This window comes from Photobacterium salinisoli (assembly GCF_003614885.1).
Taxonomy (GTDB): domain Bacteria; phylum Pseudomonadota; class Gammaproteobacteria; order Enterobacterales; family Vibrionaceae; genus Photobacterium; species Photobacterium salinisoli.
In genome coordinates this window covers 67153-84742 of the sequence record NZ_QZMS01000014.1, presented here as the reverse complement: position 1 = coordinate 84742, position 17590 = coordinate 67153, and the positions used below count along the sequence as shown (strand labels likewise).

The window sequence follows — 17590 nt, the reverse complement described above, 5'->3', positions numbered from 1 at the left end:
GTCGCCAATACTTCTCAGTATGGGAATACAGAGCATCTTATTCTCAGACAAAAAAACAACCTTTCGGCTGTCTTAACTGATTTGGGATGATGTTGGTTTCAGCTTACTGATACTTATGTAAGCTTGAGGTGGTCTGGACTTCGTCCGATAGAACCTCGCGAGGCAAAGCTCTGACCTCAAAGACTATTACTTCACAGTAATGGTTGCATGATTCTACAGCTTTCAATGTTCTAAGCTGTGATCTTCCTATCAAGTAGGAAATTTGGAGCGACACACGAGGTTCCTGATCGTCAAGGAACTGGGCGTGACCTCAACCTTGGCAAGGTTGCGCTCTACCAACTGAGCTAGTGTCGCATCAATTTTCATCGTTGAGTACGATGACAACTCGCTTTTTCAAGCTAAGAATCTGGAGCGACACACGAGGTTCGAACTCGTGACCTCAACCTTGGCAAGGTTGCGCTCTACCAACTGAGCTAGTGTCGCATATTTTCTTAAAAAAGAAAATTGGTTGCGGGGGCCGGATTTGAACCGACGACCTTCGGGTTATGAGCCCGACGAGCTACCAGGCTGCTCCACCCCGCGTCCGTATTGTTTCACCGTCAGGTACGATGACAACCGCTTTTCTTCAAGCAAAGAAAGCTGGAGCGACACACGAGGTTCGAACTCGTGACCTCAACCTTGGCAAGGTTGCGCTCTACCAACTGAGCTAGTGTCGCATTTGATAACCTGATAGTAATCAAGCCATCTTGTAATCTTTGGTTGCGGGGGCTGGATTTGAACCAACGACCTTCGGGTTATGAGCCCGACGAGCTACCAAGCTGCTCCACCCCGCGTCCGAAAACACTGAAAAGCAAACTGAAACATTATTGCCTTTCGAGGCTGCGCATTATACGAGGAAAACAGGCGGATGCAATAGTTCTGAGTAAAAATCTCCGCCTTCCCGCTCAACCGTTCATTAAAGCATCAAATTTTAAAGATCTGCTCACGATAGAAACGCAGTTCAGCAATCGATTCACGAATATCATCCAGCGCCAGATGAGAACCCTGCTTATGGAAGTTATCCAACAGCTCAGGCTTCCAGCGACGGGTCAGCTCTTTCAGTGTGCTGACATCCAGATACCTATAATGGAAGTATTGTTCTAATTCCGGCATGTGCCTATAAAGGAAACGACGATCCTGACCTATGCTGTTACCGCAAATAGGCGATGCGCCCTTAGGCACCCATTGTTCCAGAAATGCGATGGTCTGACGTACGGCTTCCTGCTCATCAACCTGACTTTGCTGCACCCGGGTAACCAGGCCACTATGGGTATGAGTATTGGTGCACCAGTCGTCCATCTTGGCCAGTTCCGCTGGCGGCTGATGAATTGCCAGTACCGGTCCCTCGGCCAGAATATTGAGCTGGGCATCGGTCACTATGGTCGCAATTTCAATGATTTTGTGTGTATCGGGATCCAGACCTGTCATTTCCAGATCGATCCAAATCAGGTTCTGATCGCTGATTGTCATTGGAATTTGCCTATTTGATGACTAAAGCATGTATCATACTTAGCCTGAAATGAAAGCCAACCAAACAGAACGATATTCTTGTGGCAAAAAAGAAAAAGTTAACTAAAGGTCAGAGCCGACGTGTCCGCTCTAACCAAAATAAGCGCCTGACTAAGGGCATGGAAGATATCCAATGGGATGAAGCCCTGCTGGAGAATGCCCGTGAAGGCTTGGTGATCACCCGATTCGGCCAGCATGCCGATATTGAAGATCCGGAAACAGGCACCATCCACCGCTGTAACCTGCGTCGCAGTATTCAGAGCCTGGTTTCTGGAGATCGCGTTGTCTGGCGGCCCGGTGTTGAAGCCCTTCAGGGCATCGCCGGTGTGGTCGAGGCAGTCCATGAACGAACTTCGGTGCTGACCCGCCCGGATTACTACGATGGGGTTAAGCCGGTGGCGGCCAATGTTAACCGCATCATCATCGTCTCTTCCGTGCTGCCTGAGCTGTCACTGAACATTATCGACCGCTATCTGGTGGCTGCTGAGACAGTGGAAATCGAGCCACTGATTGTGCTGAACAAAGTCGATTTGCTCGATGACGCCACCCGTCAGCAGGTCGAGCGTTCCTTGTCGCTGTACCAAGCGATCGGCTATCAAGTACGTTATGTCAGCACCATGACAGGAGAAGGTTTAGCGGCACTGAAAGCGGATCTGAAAGATCACGTCAATATCTTTGCGGGTCAATCCGGGGTGGGGAAATCCAGCCTGGTCAATGCCCTGATGCCGGACGTGGATGCAGAGATCGGCGATGTGTCGGAGAACTCGGGATTAGGCCAGCACACCACCACAGCAGCGCGTCTGTACCACTTTGCTGAGGGCGGAGATCTGATAGATTCACCCGGGGTTCGCGAATTCGGCCTGTGGCACCTGGAGCCAGAGCAGGTGACTAATGCTTTTGTCGAATTTCGTCGTTACCTGGGCGGTTGTAAATTCCGCGACTGTAAACACAAAGACGATCCGGGTTGCTTACTGCGCGAAGCATTACAAGACGGAAAAATTAGTCAGGAACGCTTCGACAGCTACCATAAAATCATTGAAAGCATGTCGGAAAACGTTGCTAACCGCCAGTTTTCCCGGAATAAACAAAATTAAACGAACCTGGGTCATCAACTGCGAGCTGGCTCCCTCTTCGCGAGCGCTCACCTGACTTCATTTCTGAAATCAGGTAGAATCCGCGGCTCGGGTCAGCGCCACTGATGGCGAAGAACCAAGTTATTGATTTATAGAGTAATCGGAATCTTATTGTGAGCGATAATCTGAAAATTGGCCTGCAATACTGCGCGCCCAAACATGCCCTGACCCGACTGGCCGGTAAACTTGCCGACCTGAAAGGTGGCTTTGTCACCACAGCGGTGATCCGCTGGTTTATCAACCGCTATAAAGTGGATATGGCAGAAGCCCGTAACGAAGACCCAGCGTCTTACGCCACTTTCAACGATTTCTTCGTGCGCGAACTCAAAGAGGATGCCCGTCCGTTGAACGACGACGCAACGGTATTCTGTCACCCGGCAGATGCCTGTGTCAGCCAGCTGGGCCCGATTGAAAAAGGCCAGCTGATTCAGGCCAAGGGGCATTACTACGACGCCGTTGAACTGCTGGGCGGCGATCAGGCGCTGGCAGAAGAATTTGCTGACGGGAGTTTCGCCACTCTGTATTTGTCTCCGCGAGATTATCACCGCGTACACATGCCATGTGACGGCACCCTGCGCCAGATGATCTACATTCCGGGTGATCTGTTTTCTGTCAATCCGCTGACCGCGGAAAATGTACCCAACCTGTTTGCCCGTAATGAGCGCGTGGTCTGTATCTTTGATACGGAATTCGGCCCGGTTGCTCAAGTTCTGGTAGGGGCCACCATTGTTGGCAGTATTGAAACAGTATGGGCTGGCACAATTGCACCGCCACGCGGCCCTGTTGTCCGTCGCTGGGATTACCCGGCTGAAGGCGTGCAGGCCGTCACTCTCAAGAAAGGCCAGGAAATGGGCCGTTTTAAACTGGGATCAACTGTCATCAACCTGTTCCCGAAACAGATGGTGACCTTTGCCGACAATCTGGCGCCCAATGTTGCTACCCGTATGGGTGAGGCCTATGCCCGTCTGACTGCACAGTCAGTCACAGAGCCGGTGGCTGACAACAGCGACGCTTAACAGCACCGCTAATACCGCTAATGCTGATTGACAAAAAAGGGACGGATTCGTCCCTTTTTTGATCCGATATTTTGATCTCACCCGCCATATGCATCTCATTGAGAATGCTATGCTGTCCGTGCCCTTTTTATACAGAGCACCGGACATGCGGGAAACATCGCTATCGCTACTGCTGAAATTACTGATTGCCTTTGGCCTGCCCTTTGCCCTGCTGCAGGTACCGACGCCCTCGCTGCCGCTGGGTGAGCTGACGCTGGTGCAGCACAGGTTACTGGCCATTTTCGTGATGGCTGCACTGCTCTGGGTATTAGAGCCGGTGCCTGTCTATGCGACCTCCCTGCTGATCATTGTGCTGCAACTTGTCATGCTCTCCGATCAGAGTCTGCTGTTTTTCCGTCAACCGGCAGACGCCACCCCGCTGGGTCAGTTCATTGCCTACACCGATATTTTCCACGCCTTTGCGTCGCCGATCATCATGCTGTTTCTCGGTGGCTTTGCCCTGGCGATTGCCGCCGCCAAGTATCGGCTGGACACCAATCTGGCCCGTGTTCTGTTAAAGCCCTTTGGCTCGCAACCACGCTATATCATGCTGGGGCTGATGCTTATCACAGCGGCCTTTTCCATGTTTATGTCCAATACCGCCACTACTGTCATGATGCTGGCGTTGCTGGTGCCTATCCTGGCAGCGGTTCCCAAAGAAGACAGCAGCATCAAAGCACTGGTACTGGCGATACCGGTTGCCGCCAACACAGGCGGTATTGCCACCCCGATCGGCACACCGCCCAATGCCATTGCCTTACAATATCTGAGCGATGAACACAGCATCAGTTTTCTCGGCTGGATGGCGTTTGGTCTGCCGTTTGTCTTAGTGCAGCTTGCGCTGGCATGGTGGCTGCTGCAGCGGCTTTTTCCTACCCGGCATCACACCCTGGATTTACAGCTGGAAGGGCAGTTTCAGCGCGGCTGGCAAGCCTGGGTGGTCTATCTGACGTTCGGATTGACCATTGTGCTCTGGCTGACAACGGCCTGGCACGGTATGAATGCCTATGTCGTCGCCCTGATCCCGCTGACAGTCTTCGCACTGACAGGCATCATAGGCAAAGAAGAGCTGAAACTCTTTAACTGGGATGTGCTGTGGCTGGTAGCCGGCGGGATAGCCATTGGCATGGCGCTCGAGCAGACCGGGCTGGCCGGACAACTGGCCCACGCAATTGACTACGCCAGCCTGCCGTCCCTGCTGATTCTGATCATGCTCTCGGTATTATGCTGGCTGATGGCCAATTTTATGTCTAATACGGCAACTGCCAACCTGCTGATGCCCATCGGGGCCGCGATTGCAACTTCGGTTCCCTCGTTAGCCGGTGCGGGAGGATTGACTGCCATGCTGATCATGCTGGCTTTCTCTGCCTCGCTAGGCATGGTGCTTCCCGTTTCAACCCCACCCAATTCACTGGCCTACTCCACCGGCCTGATTGATAGTCGCGATATGATGAAAGTGGGGGTACTGGTCGGCCTCAGCGGCCTGTCGGTTCTGTACCTGGCAGCATTAATGGCTTTATCCGTGTAACTCAACCCAGCAAGAGCATAATTCTGGCATCATGATCACATCCTAACAATGGACTGCACAATTAGGCATAAAGCAAACATCAGATTCGCTGATAATTCCGAGTGACTCACTATTTACTTCTGCCCACGCTTTTAACAGCAAAACAAAGTCAGGGAACGAACTCGGGATTGCAGTATGAAATTCACGATAAAAATGAAAATACAAGTGGCCATTGCGGCCATTATAGCCACTGTCAGTGCTATCCAGGCTGGTATTTCAGTCACCCAGCTTCGCAGCGAAACCACCAACGAAGTCAATGCCCAGATGCGTGCCGCCGGCGCGGCCACCAGCGATTACATTGCCGACTGGCTGGCTACCCGCCGCGATATGGTATTAGCCAACCTGCCGCTGATTGCCGCCGATTATAATATCGACAGAGAGCTGCTGCTGACCAAACGCGCCGGCAACTTTTTGTCTGTCTATGCCGGTTTCAGCGACGGCAGCATTGCCTATGGCGATAAAACGGAAGACTGGCCCGCTGACTATGATCCCCGCACCCGCCCCTGGTATCAGGACGCGAGCAAGTCCAGTCAGCTGATTCTGACCGAACCCTATCAGGATTTTGATGGCAGCCTGGTGGTGAGCTTCGCCCGTTCATTCAACGGTGAACGCCGCGGTGTACTGGCCGCCGACCTTACCGTCACCCACATTATCGACAAAATTCTCAGCCTGACGCTGGACAACGCGGGCAGCGCTTTTCTGGTCGACGGCAACAATACGCTGGTCGCTTATCAGGATACTTCGCTGAGCCGTCAGCCATTAACCCAATTAGATAACGATCTCTCCTCAGGCTTCATCCGCAATCTTACCGGTAGCCAGCAAGTCGCAGAGTTCCATTTCGATCAAGACGGCAAAGATAAGTTGATCTTTGTCTCGCCGATCGCCGGTACTGACTGGTCGGTGGGTATCATTGAGGATAAAGATCTGGCGTATGCGGCCATAGGGAAAACCCTGTCCTTTACCCTGATCGCCTCCTTGCTGGTGTATGTGGTCATCGCACTGCTGGCAGGCTGGATCATTAACAGCCTGTTGCGTCCGCTCAGTGAACTCAATCGCTCGGTGCATGCACTGACCCAGGGCAATGGTGATTTGACCCAGCGGATTGCGATCCAGCGCATGGATGAGGTCGGCGAGCTGGCAGAGAACATGAACCTGTTCCTCAGCCAGCTGCAGCAGATGATCAAAGGTATAGTGTCCCGCTCACACACCCTGGGCGAACAGGCTGAGCAGTCGTTTCACCAGGCCCGTCAGGCCTCAGAGCGGGTACACGGTCAGCAGAATGAAATCAATCAAATTGCCACCGCCATACACCAGATGTCGGCCACAGCTGCCGAAGTAGCGAGCCACGCTGAGCTGACCGCGTCCGCGGCCCAGACTTCGACCAGTGCATGCGAACAGGGTCAGACGGTGATCAGCCAAAACCGCCAGGCTATCATGTCACTGGCCAACCAGGTTCAGGATGCCGCCACTGTCATCCAGACACTGGAAGCCAATGCGCAGAACATCAACCATATACTGGCCACCATTCAGGGTATTGCCGAGCAGACTAACTTGCTGGCGCTCAATGCCGCCATTGAAGCAGCCCGGGCCGGTGAACAGGGCCGTGGGTTTGCGGTGGTGGCCGATGAAGTCAGAGTGCTGAGTCAGCGCACGCACGACTCGACGGAAGAGATCCGGGCCATGATTGACACGCTGCAGGGCAATACCCGCCAGGCCGTTGACAGCATGGGCGCCAGTACAGAGCTGGCCGGGCAAAGTGTGGATTACGCCCAGGCCGCCAGCGACAGCCTGAGCCAGATCACCCAGTCCATCGCCGAGATTTCTGAAATGGCCACCCAAATTGCCAGCGCGGCAGAAGAGCAGCGTGCGGTGAGTGAAGATATCAGCCGCAACACCCAGGCGATCCGCGATGTCTCTGATCATCTGGCCATCCAGACGCAGGAAGTCAGCCAAAGTGCCCAGGGTATGAATCAGGCGGCAAAAGCGATGCGCGACGACGCCTCACGCTTTAAGATTTAACCCCGTCACGCGCGCGGTCAGCCAGTTCCGGCTGGCCGTGCCCGCCGTTGCCCTCATCTGCCGATACCATTTTCCGCCGCTTTGCTGCATGATATGCGACCACTCAGCATAACAAACTGCCTCGCAGTGCTTTCGAATAAGGATATCCATGGGTTACGAATGGCTGGCGCTGGCCGCCGCTCTGTTGTGGGCCATCAGCAGTTTAATCTCCGTCACACCTTCACGCCATCTCGGCGCCTTTGCCTACAGCCGCTGGCGCATGGCTTGCGTCACAGTGATGCTGTCCGCTATGGCACTCATCAATGGTGGCTGGGCCAGTCTGACACTGGATCTGGCGTTGGTGATGGCATTGTCCGGACTGATTGGTATTTTTATCGGTGATACTGCGCTGTTTGCCTGCTTCAACCGGATTGGCCCACGCCGGGGCGGCCTGTTGTTTTCCTGCCATGCGGTCTTCTCGGCGCTGCTTGGCATCTGGCTGTTTGATGAAACCTTACTGGGCTGGAAACTGGTCGGGGCGCTGCTGGTGTTTGCCGGTGTGGTGACGGCCATTATGTTCGGCCAGAAAAGCCAGAAGCATCAGATAGAAGCCATCACCGGCAGTTTAGCCGTTGCGGTGGTGCTGGGCTTGACGGCGGCACTGTGTCAGTCACTGGGCGCGATTATCGCTAAACCCGCGATGCAAACCGCGCTGGATCCGGTAGCCGCTTCGGCCATGCGCATGGCAACGGCATTCGGCGCCCACAGTGTGCTGCGCCTCAGTGGCGCCAGCCTTGCCAAACCCCTTCAACCGATCAACCTGCCGATCTTCGGTATGGTTGCCCTGAATGGTTTTCTGGCCATGGCCGTAGGGATGACGCTGATTCTGTTTGCCCTGCAGCACGGCGATGTGGGTATGGTGGCGCTGTTATCCTCCACCACCCCTATCATGATTCTGCCGCTGCTGTGGATATACACCCGGCACCGACCGCCGGGCGCCGCCTGGCTTGGCGCACTGCTGGCTGTCATCGGCACCGGCTTGATTCTCAGTATCTGATACTGGGCGGCCCGAGCGTCGGTCAGGCGATCGTGACCGGAAAGGCGGTCACTGCCGCTATGTGTGTTTGCCCCAGGGCCAGCATCACCAGACGATCAATCCCCAGCGCCACGCCAGCACAATCGGGAAAGCCAGCCTTCAGCGCGGCAACCAGATGCTGATCGATCGGCTGTGCCGGCAGACCCATCGCCAACCGCTTGGCATTATCCGCTTCAAAGCGGGATAACTGCTCATCGCCGTCGGCCAGCTCATGAAAACCGTTGGCCAGCTCAATACCTTTAAAATACACCTCAAAGCGCTCGGCAACACGCTTATCAGACGGGCTGATCCGCGCCAGTGCCGCTTGTGAGGCGGGAAAATCATACACAAAAGCCGGCACCTGCTGGCCGATCACCGGTTCCACCCCCATACTGAACATCAGTTGCAGCAGGGTGTCTCTGTCAGTTTCAGCGGCCGCCACATCGCCAAGATTCAGCGCCAAAGCCGCACTTTTCAGCTCGGCCATAGACGCAGTCAGCGGACAGACACTCAGCACCTGTAGAAAGGCCTGCTGATAGCTCATGCGTTCGGCGGCAGTACACTGCAGCACACGTTGCAGCAGGGCATCCATTTCATCCATCAGTGCATGGTGGTCAAATCCGGGGCGGTACCACTCCAGCATGGTAAATTCCGGGTTGTGGTAACGGCCGGACTCTTCGTTGCGGAAAGCCTTACAAATCTGATAGATAGGCCCGCTTCCCGCCGACAGCAGGCGCTTCATATGAAATTCAGGGCTGGTCATCAGATAGAGCGTCTGGCCGTGGGCAAAGCCGGGGCCGACAAATTCAGTCTGGAAAGTATGCAGGTGAATGTCGGTGACTGTGGCCTGGCTCATGGCCGGGGTATCCACCTCCATTACACCGCGATGTGCGAAAAATTCACGCACAGACGCCAGAATTGCGGCCCGCTGGCGCAGGTTCACCAGATCAGCCGTGGGTTGCCAATGCATTGTCATAGGAGAGTCTTTTTTCATCTGAGTCGAAAGGGGTGAAGAGCAAACGGGGCATGAAAACAACAAAGGCCGCATAATGCGGCCCTTGTCTGCTCACACGAAAGAATTACTTCACGCGGCTGACGTATTCCGCAGAGCGGGTGTCAACTTTGAGCACTTCACCGATTTGAATGAACAGCGGTACGCGAACCACAGCACCGGTAGACAGGGTAGCAGGTTTACCGCCCGTGCCCTGAGTATCGCCTTTCAGGCCCGGATCCGTCTCAACCACTTCCAGCTCAACAAAGTTAGGTGGCGTGACGGCAATCGGGTTACCGTTCCACAGTGTCAGCGTACAGGTATTGTTTTCTACCAGCCATTTCGCATTATCGCCTACTGCTTTCACATCAGCAGCGATTTGCTCAAAGGTTTCATTGTTCATGAAGTGATAGAATTCACCGTCGTTGTACAGGTAATCCAGTTCAATATCGACAACGTCTGCGGCTTCAACGGAATCACCCGATTTGAAGGTTTTTTCCAGTACCTTACCAGACAGCAGTTTGCGGATTTTGACCCGGTTAAACGCCTGGCCTTTGCCTGGCTTCACAAATTCGTTTTCGATAATGACACAGGGTTCATTATCGAGCATAATTTTCATTCCGCCGCGGAATTCATTAGTGCTGAAAGACGCCATTTTTTTCCTCTTAACATCTTCGAGTTATTTTTCATGCCGCACATCATAACCCGAAACGTCGCGACTGTTGAGCAAAACTGGCTCGAACAATTAGCCGATGCGATCTCGGATCCGCTTGAACTGCTTCACCGGCTGGATATCGACCCTGCCCCCTGGCAAAACGGGCTGGCAGCCAGAAAGCTGTTTGCGCAGCGTGTACCAAGAAGCTTTGTTGACAGAATGGAAATGGGCAACCCGCATGATCCCTTATTGCGCCAGGTTTTGCCGCTGGCCGAAGAATTTGAGGTGCATGAGGGCTTTTCGCACGATCCGCTGGAGGAACAGAAAAATACCCTGCCCGGCCTGCTGCACAAATACCGCAACCGGGTGCTGCTGATCGTCAAAGGCGGCTGTGCCATTAACTGCCGCTACTGCTTTCGCCGTCATTTTCCCTATCAGGACAATCCGGGCGGCAAGCGCCAGTGGCAGCAGGCGCTCGATTACATTGCCGCTCACCCGGAACTGAATGAAGTCATTCTGTCCGGCGGCGATCCGCTGATGGCCAAAGACAGTGAACTGCGCTGGTTAGTGGAAGGTATTGCCGCCATCAGCCATATCAAACGGCTGCGGATCCATACCCGTCTGCCTGTGGTGATCCCGGCCCGGATAACCCCCGAGCTGCGCCTGCTGCTGCAGCAAACCCGGCTCCAGGTCGTTCTGGTCACCCATATCAACCACGGCAATGAAATAAACGACGAGCTGAGAGCGGCACTGGCACCGCTGCGCGATGCCGGCGTCACTTTGCTCAATCAGGGTGTGTTACTGCGGGGGGTGAACGACTCGGTTGACGCCCTGGTCAACCTGAGTGAAGCCTTGTTTGATGCCGGGATCCTGCCTTATTACCTGCATGTGCTGGATAAAGTACAGGGCGCCGCCCATTTCATGGTGAGCGATGACGAAGCCCGCGTGTTAATGGCAGGTCTGATAGCAAAAGTGTCCGGGTATTTAGTGCCGAAACTGACCCGAGAGATTGGCGGACGTGCCAGCAAAACCCCGTTGGATCTGCATTTGGAATAACGTTTCTGCCGCTTTGCCCTCCCCCTGGCCGGTCAGGTTTGGCCATGATTATCCACGAGTCCCTGTGTATGCAGGGACACCCCGCTCAAAAAAGTACAACCTTTTCTTCACATCACGATCAATAGAGTATACAACTGAAAAATATTAATCATACAAAACAAAAACAAATAAAATTAATCACTTATTAGCATTTGAAAGTGTTAATAATGTCATTAGACTGGCCGCCGAATACTCTCGTATTGCATATTTTTGTGATTCATATCACTCACTAGCATTCGGAAAAAGTCATGACTGCCAATTGGAATCTTAAAACCAAGCTTTCGATGCTGTTCACAGCCATCGCGCTTATTATCATCGCGGCTCTGTCTGCGATTTCCTATCACACCCTGGTCAATTCAGCGATGAGCAGTATTGATACAGAACTGAACACTGCTGCTCAGGCCGTAGAACAGCTCATCGGCGATCTGCCCAATGATGAAGCCGGCCGTGATGATGCCCTGTACGACGACATTTCAGCCCATCTGACCCACTTTACCCAAGGCGCTAAGCTGGAATGGGCCTACTCAACCGTGCGTCGCGGCGGCCAGGTGTACTACACCTATATCAACCGGGATGAGAATGAGTGGAAAAGCGGCCGCTACAAGAACTGGTATCTGGAGCAATACCTGAAAGTGCCGGAGATGCTGTACGAAGCCTTCCGTACCGAGCAAACCCAATATCAGAGTTATCAGGGCGAATACGGCATGTACCGCTCAATCTTCGTGCCTTTTCGTGGCGATAATAATGATCTCCATGTCATCGGCATTGATGTCAAGCTGACAGACATCGAAGAAGTCAAAACCGAAGCCCTGAAAAAAACCTTTCTGATCGCTGCTGTATTTCTGGTGCTGACAGTGATAGCGGCGCGCATGATTGCCAACCTGATCGTCACCCCGGTCAATGGCCTCAATCAGGTGCTGCGCTCACTGGCGAACGGTAACTGGGATCTGAACCAGCGAGTGGCAGTCCGCAGCCAGGATGAAATCGGCGAAATGTCCGACTCCTTCAATATCTTTATGGCCGCCCTGCGCCAGCGGATGCTGGAAGTGCAGCAATCCTCCGACAGTGTGGCAGCCACCAGCGCCCAGCTCGACACCCTGATCCGCGCCGTGACCGACCGCTCCATGACCCAGTCAGAGCATGTCGGCAGCAGTGCCACTGCGATTGAAGAGCTGGCGGCCAGCGCACAAAGCATCACTGAAATTGTCGATAATGCTAACCAGCAAATGGGCCAGTTCGAACTGCTGACCCAAAACACAGTCGAGGCCATTGATAACGCCGTACGCGGCATGCAGTCTGTCCAGCTGGAAACCAATACCGTGGCCGACAAACTGCAGCAGCTTGACAACCGTGCCAGTGAAATCAACTCCATTGTCGAAGTCATTAAAGACATCGCCGATCAAACCAACCTGCTCGCGCTCAATGCCGCGATTGAAGCTGCTCGCGCCGGTGCGCAGGGCCGCGGCTTTGCTGTGGTCGCCGATGAAGTCCGCCAGTTGTCTGAACGTACCGCCAAGGCCACGGTGGAAATCAGTTCTATGATCCGTTCGATTCAGACTGACACCAGCGACACCACCCAAACCATGCAACACGCCGTCGATCGGGTTGATAGCAGTGTGCAGCACGCCGATCAGGCCAACGCATCCCTCAGTTCCTTTAACCAGGAAATCTCAGCGGTCAGTTCCGGCATGGAAGAAATCGCCGGTTCGGTCAAGGAGCAGGCTCACGCCTCAGATCATCTGTCTCGCAACGTCGCTTCTCTGAGTGACAGCGCGGAAGAAAACCGCCTGTCCACCCTGGAAGCTCAACAGGGGGTTGACGAACTCAAACGCCGCGCCAATGCGCTGCATCAGGTCGTCAATCAATTCACCCTGTAATTTTTAATAATAACAGAGACTTACAATGAAAAACTTTACATACTCACTGATTGCCCTCGCCATGATGGGAACCACTACTGCTTCTATGCAGGCCACGGCTGCGCCTATGCTGCCTGGCATTGAGCAGGCGAGCACCATGGAAGACGTTCAGACAGCCAATGCCTGGGTGGAAGTGGACAAGACCGCGTTTGAGTCGAACATTGCGCATCTGCAAAACCATGTGGGCAGCAACACTGCCATCTGTGCCGTGATGAAAGCCGATGCCTACGGCAACGGCATTGCCAACCTGCTGCCTTCTGTGATGCAAAGCGGCATTCCCTGTGTTGGTATCACCAGCAACGCGGAAGCCCGCCTGGTTCGTGAGATGGGCTTTAATGGCCGCCTGATGCGCCTGCGGGCCGCAACACCTTCTGAGATTGAAAGCGCCGTTGACCTTCAGCTTGAAGAGTTAATCGGCACCAAACAGCAAGCCAAAATCATCTCCCGCATTGCGCGCCAGCACGGCACAGTGATCCCGGTGCATCTGGCGCTCAACTCTGCCAGCATGGGCCGTAACGGCCTGGAAATGCGCAGCCAGAACGGCAAAAAAGAAGCCAGAAAGATAGTGAACACCAAACACCTGCAGGTGATGGGTATCATGACCCACTTCCCGACCGAAGATCTGGAGGAAATCCGTGCCGGTCTGCAACAGTTCAAGCAGGACAGCCAGTGGATCTTCACGCATACGGATCTGGAGCGTGATGAGGTTCTGCTGCACGTAGCCAACTCTTTCACCACCCTGATGGTACCGGAAGCCCAGCTGGATATGGTGCGTACCGGTGGTGCCCTGTACGGTGACACCACGCCGGCATTCCCGGAGTACAAGCGCATTGTGTCGTTCAAAACTCAGGTTGCATCCGTTCACCGCCTGCCGGCAGGCTCAACCATAGGCTACAGCAAGACGGAAACCCTGGCGCGCGATTCTGTGCTGGCCAACCTGCCCATTGGTTACTCTGATGCTTTCCCTCGCTCGCTGAGCCGTGTCGGTGAAGTGCTGATCAAGGGCCAGCGCGCCAAAGTGCTGGGATCAACCTCGATGAACACCACTATGGTCGACATCACAGATATCAAAGGCGTGAAACCTGGTGAGGAAGTGGTGCTGTTCGGCCGTCAGGGCCGCGACGAAATCACCATTGGCGAAACAGAAGACCATTCAGGCCGCATTTTGTCTGAAATCTATACCCTGTGGGGTACGTCCAACCCGAAAGTGCTGAAATAATTCGGCTTTCCCCTGAGGCCTTTCCCCCTTGGTCTCAGGGGACCTTTCCAGCCCGCTGATCGTCTGCCCTCCCGATATTGAGTAAATTCTCTTCTCGTCACCATTAAAAGAGATCATGGTCCAACCTCTCGATTCTTGGTCACTTTCAGGGCATATTCTGCGTCCGTTTTACCGAGCAGAAATTCTAAGGTTGCCAGCCCCTCCGCTCGGATCCCTCCAGCTTTTTGACGAGAACACGATGAAAATTGGCATTTTGTCCCAGAACGCAAACCTGTATTCCACCCGACGCCTGCGCGAAGCCTGCGAACAACGGGGCCATGAAGCCGTGGTCATTAACGCCCTGCGCTGCTACATGAATATCAATTCTGTGCAACCTTCCATTCATTTTGAAGGTCATGATGTGGTTGGCATTGATGCCATCATTCCACGCATCGGGGCGGATATCACCTTTTACGGCTGTTCTGTTCTGCGTCAGTTTGAAATGATGAATGTCTTTTCCATCAACCAGTCGATTGCCATTTCGCGTTCGCGGGACAAACTGCGCTCCCTGCAATTACTGAGCCGAAAAGGCGTCGGTATGCCGATCACCGGTTTTGCCAGCAAACCTGACGACGTCAAAGATCTGATCAAAATGGTCGGCGGCACGCCTGTAGTGATCAAATTGCTGGAAGGCACTCAAGGTATAGGTGTGGTACTGGCTGAAACCCAGAAAGCCGCTGAAAGCGTGATTGAAGCTTTCATGGGTCTGAAAGCCAACATCATGATTCAGGAATACATAGCTGAAGCCGGCGGTGCCGATATCCGCTGCTTCGTACTGGGCGACAAAGTGATCGCGTCCATGAAGCGTCAGGCCGCCGAAGGGGAATTCCGCTCTAACCTGCACCGCGGCGGCAGTGCCTCGTTGGTGCGCATTACTCCGGAAGAGCGCCGCACCGCAGTAGCCGCGGCAAAAGCCATGGGACTGAATGTGGCAGGTGTTGATTTGCTGCGCTCCAACCGCGGGCCGCTGATCATGGAAGTGAACTCTTCTCCGGGCCTGGAAGGTATTGAGCATGCCACAGGCAAAGACATTGCCGGCATGATCATTGAGTACATCGAAAAACACGCGGGTAAAAAGCGCCGCCACCAGCAGCAATAAGCATTTTTATCGCGATAAGCTGCCTCTGATACCCAGAGGCAGTCTGTACAGGATTTCCTAATAAAGACACCAATAACCTGCCCGCTGTTAACCCCTTCAGCAAGACCTGCCTAAAAACACCAATAAGATATTGATAGAAAACAATTTTTTATTTTGTACAGCTTTTTCAGTTATTTTCCAGATGACGCTGATGCCGTTTTTTAATCAGCGACGGGACTTAGCCGGACTATCACAACCAAACCATCAGAACCTCACCATCAACACTGTATCAGGCAAGGCCATTAAGCCAAATCAGCTTTTACCTTCAAAAACAGCTTTTTTATGCTCAAAATTAGAGACAGCTAATTAAGGTACGGTTAATTAAACATAAGATTATGATCTTAAACGTCTTTATTAAATGTACAGCTTTTCCGGCTTTTTATCCGATGAGCCAGTTCACTGATAACGATGGCTCTTTGCTGACAAAAAGCGTGCAGTTAATACCTGGTACAACGTTTTGTATCACAGTCAGCATTTTCCTGATCAATCAAAGCTACCTGGGTGATAAAGTAAAGAAAACAATCATAAGACACTGATTTTATTAATCAAAAAAACCTGTACAGCTTTTCAGGCAATTTTCCCGCTGAACCCTGTTCGGGTATTTCAAGGTTCGGCATCTCACAGTTATGCGGTGGAGTAGATTTTCACCCCGTAGCCCCCTTGGGGATCGACGACAAAATCCACAAAATGCTCAATCGCGTCTAAAGCGTCTTCTTCATGGTGAGTCACGTAAAGCAACTGGCTGATCTTCGCCGATGCAATGCGATTTAAGGCCTGATACACCAGTTTGCGATTGAGGTAATCCAGCCCCTGATACGGTTCGTCCAATATCAGCAACGCAGGTTGTTTGATCAGGGCTCGGCCAATCAGCAGCAATCTTTGCTGGCCATAATCCAGCTCCCGAAAACTGACTTTTTCAAACTCCGCCATTTCAAGCAGCGCCAGCCATTCACGGGCCAGCTGGACTTCGCGCTTGCTCGGCTGCTGATATAAGCCGATGGAGTCGTAAAACCCCGACACCAGCACGTCCAGCGCCGGGCAGCCGACGCGGTATTGCAGGTGCAAGGCCGAAGAAACCACGCCGATATGCTTTTTGACGTCCCAGATAGTCTCGCCACTGCCGCGCTTCATACCCAGCACGGTTACATCGTTGCTGTAACACTGCGGATGATCGCCCAGCACCAGCCCCAGCAAAGTACTTTTCCCGCACCCGTTCGGGCCACGGACCTGCCAGTGCTGGCCTTGCTCTATCTGCCAGTTGACCCCGGAAAAGATCCTGGCTCCCACGTATTCCACTTTGACATTTCGCATTGAGACCAGGGGATTGGGGTAATCATGCTCCGCCTGATGAGCTTGTAATAAGGCCAGCATGGCGTCACTTTTTTGCTCGGACAGGGCTTTCATCTGTGCCATGACAGGGTGCGACAGCCACGCTTCACGGCTGAGCACCTGCGACAGTTGTTTCTCGTCAAACAAAGCGACATGGCTGATAAAAGGCGGCAGCTCATCTTCACGGGATGTCACTATCAGTAGCTGCATACGTTGCGACAGCTCATTCAACAACAGCGATAAAGCCTGACGATGCTCAATATCCAGCCCGGCATAGGGCTCATCTAAAATCAGCAACGCAGGCTGAGTCGCCAGCGCGCGAGCCAGCATCACCCTGCGGGTCTCACCGGTCGATAACTGGCGAAATCCCCGCTGTCTGAGCCTGGTGAGATCCGTCTTTGCCAGCAATGCATCCAGCTCCGCTGGGCTGCACCCGGCTTCCAGCACCAGCGCTTCGACCGTCGTGCCGTAGTCTATGCTGTCGGTAAAATCGGTCTCGTCTTTGTCCAGCTCCAGATCAAGCAGCCGTTGCTGTTCATGCAATGAGATACAGGCAATCGCTGGCGGCAGACCATGAATTTGACCTTGTTCCGGAGCCAGTTCGCCACTGAAAATTCTGACCAGCAGCGAGGCGGCATGACTGTGGGTGGAAAATATCCCCCAGTGCTGGCCCGGTTCAATGTGCCAGCTCTCGATAGACAGTGATGCCGACTCGGTGTGGTGTTTTAAATCCTGAATATGCATATCAACTTTCCTTAGTCTCTCATCCCTCCATAGTGCATAACTTATTGTCTGATTTCTATGCGTTCCTGACTGTTAAGACAATAAAAAA

At 53.4% G+C, this 17590-nt stretch carries 13 protein-coding genes and 5 tRNA genes; 9 read left to right on the top strand and 9 right to left on the bottom strand.

The annotated features are described in order from the left end of the window. Positions 1 to 263: 263 nt before the first annotated feature. The 6 genes from D6M16_RS19450 to orn all read right to left on the bottom strand — a co-directional run bounded on the left by D6M16_RS19450 (position 264) and on the right by orn (position 1509). Positions 264 to 354, bottom strand: a tRNA-Gly gene (locus tag D6M16_RS19450). Between the two features lie 53 nt (positions 355 to 407). Beyond that, positions 408 to 483 (bottom strand) — tRNA-Gly (locus D6M16_RS19445). 22 nt (positions 484 to 505) lie between these two features. Next, a tRNA-Met gene (locus D6M16_RS19440) sits at positions 506 to 582 on the bottom strand. A 58-nt stretch (positions 583 to 640) separates the two neighbouring features. Continuing rightward, positions 641 to 716, bottom strand: a tRNA-Gly gene (locus D6M16_RS19435). A gap of 40 nt (positions 717 to 756) precedes the next feature. Next, positions 757 to 833, bottom strand: a tRNA-Met gene (locus D6M16_RS19430). Between the two features lie 130 nt (positions 834 to 963). Next, entirely contained in the window at positions 964 to 1509 is a 546-nt protein-coding gene (gene orn / locus D6M16_RS19425; protein WP_120513571.1) for an oligoribonuclease, read from the bottom strand. Between the two features lie 80 nt (positions 1510 to 1589). Here orn and rsgA point away from each other — a divergent pair, with 80 nt between their 5' ends. From rsgA to D6M16_RS19400, 5 genes are all read left to right on the top strand, one after another. Continuing rightward, on the top strand, positions 1590 to 2642 hold the full coding sequence (gene rsgA / locus D6M16_RS19420) for a small ribosomal subunit biogenesis GTPase RsgA (RefSeq protein ID WP_120513570.1): 1053 nt from the start codon (positions 1590 to 1592) through the stop codon (positions 2640 to 2642). A 152-nt stretch (positions 2643 to 2794) separates the two neighbouring features. Further along, on the top strand, positions 2795 to 3697 hold the full coding sequence (asd, locus tag D6M16_RS19415; RefSeq protein WP_120513569.1) for an archaetidylserine decarboxylase: 903 nt from the start codon (positions 2795 to 2797) through the stop codon (positions 3695 to 3697). A 145-nt stretch (positions 3698 to 3842) separates the two neighbouring features. After that, positions 3843 to 5264: an SLC13 family permease gene (locus tag D6M16_RS19410; RefSeq protein ID WP_120513612.1), complete on the top strand. Its 1422-nt coding sequence runs from the start codon at positions 3843 to 3845 to the stop codon at positions 5262 to 5264. Between the two features lie 174 nt (positions 5265 to 5438). Beyond that, positions 5439 to 7322: a methyl-accepting chemotaxis protein gene (locus tag D6M16_RS19405; RefSeq protein WP_120513568.1), complete on the top strand. Its 1884-nt coding sequence runs from the start codon at positions 5439 to 5441 to the stop codon at positions 7320 to 7322. 148 nt (positions 7323 to 7470) lie between these two features. Beyond that, positions 7471 to 8358, top strand: coding sequence for a DMT family transporter (locus D6M16_RS19400; RefSeq protein ID WP_120513567.1), 888 nt, complete (start codon positions 7471 to 7473; stop codon positions 8356 to 8358). 22 nt (positions 8359 to 8380) lie between these two features. On the opposite strand, the gene epmA is transcribed toward D6M16_RS19400, so the two are convergent. Beyond that, positions 8381 to 9352: an elongation factor P--(R)-beta-lysine ligase gene (gene epmA / locus D6M16_RS19395; protein ID WP_120513566.1), complete on the bottom strand. Its 972-nt coding sequence runs from the start codon at positions 9350 to 9352 to the stop codon at positions 8381 to 8383. A 103-nt stretch (positions 9353 to 9455) separates the two neighbouring features. Further along, positions 9456 to 10022 (bottom strand): elongation factor P, encoded by a 567-nt coding sequence (gene efp / locus D6M16_RS19390; RefSeq protein WP_027254071.1) that lies wholly within the window; start codon positions 10020 to 10022, stop codon positions 9456 to 9458. Positions 10023 to 10055: 33 nt separating this feature from the next. On the opposite strand from efp, the gene epmB reads away from it, so the two are divergent. The 4 genes from epmB to rimK all read left to right on the top strand — a co-directional run bounded on the left by epmB (position 10056) and on the right by rimK (position 15390). Continuing rightward, on the top strand, positions 10056 to 11078 hold the full coding sequence (gene epmB, locus D6M16_RS19385; protein WP_120513565.1) for an EF-P beta-lysylation protein EpmB: 1023 nt from the start codon (positions 10056 to 10058) through the stop codon (positions 11076 to 11078). 287 nt (positions 11079 to 11365) lie between these two features. Beyond that, positions 11366 to 12994: a methyl-accepting chemotaxis protein gene (locus D6M16_RS19380; RefSeq protein WP_120513564.1), complete on the top strand. Its 1629-nt coding sequence runs from the start codon at positions 11366 to 11368 to the stop codon at positions 12992 to 12994. A 25-nt stretch (positions 12995 to 13019) separates the two neighbouring features. After that, positions 13020 to 14252 carry an alanine racemase gene (gene alr / locus D6M16_RS19375; RefSeq protein ID WP_120513563.1) on the top strand — a complete coding sequence of 411 codons (1233 nt, stop codon included), beginning with the start codon at positions 13020 to 13022 and terminating at the stop codon, positions 14250 to 14252. Between the two features lie 238 nt (positions 14253 to 14490). Beyond that, positions 14491 to 15390 (top strand): 30S ribosomal protein S6--L-glutamate ligase, encoded by a 900-nt coding sequence (gene rimK / locus D6M16_RS19370; RefSeq protein ID WP_120513562.1) that lies wholly within the window; start codon positions 14491 to 14493, stop codon positions 15388 to 15390. 663 nt (positions 15391 to 16053) lie between these two features. On the opposite strand, the gene D6M16_RS19360 is transcribed toward rimK, so the two are convergent. Then, positions 16054 to 17502, bottom strand: coding sequence for an ATP-binding cassette domain-containing protein (locus D6M16_RS19360; protein ID WP_120513560.1), 1449 nt, complete (start codon positions 17500 to 17502; stop codon positions 16054 to 16056). Between the last annotated feature and the right edge of the window lie 88 nt (positions 17503 to 17590).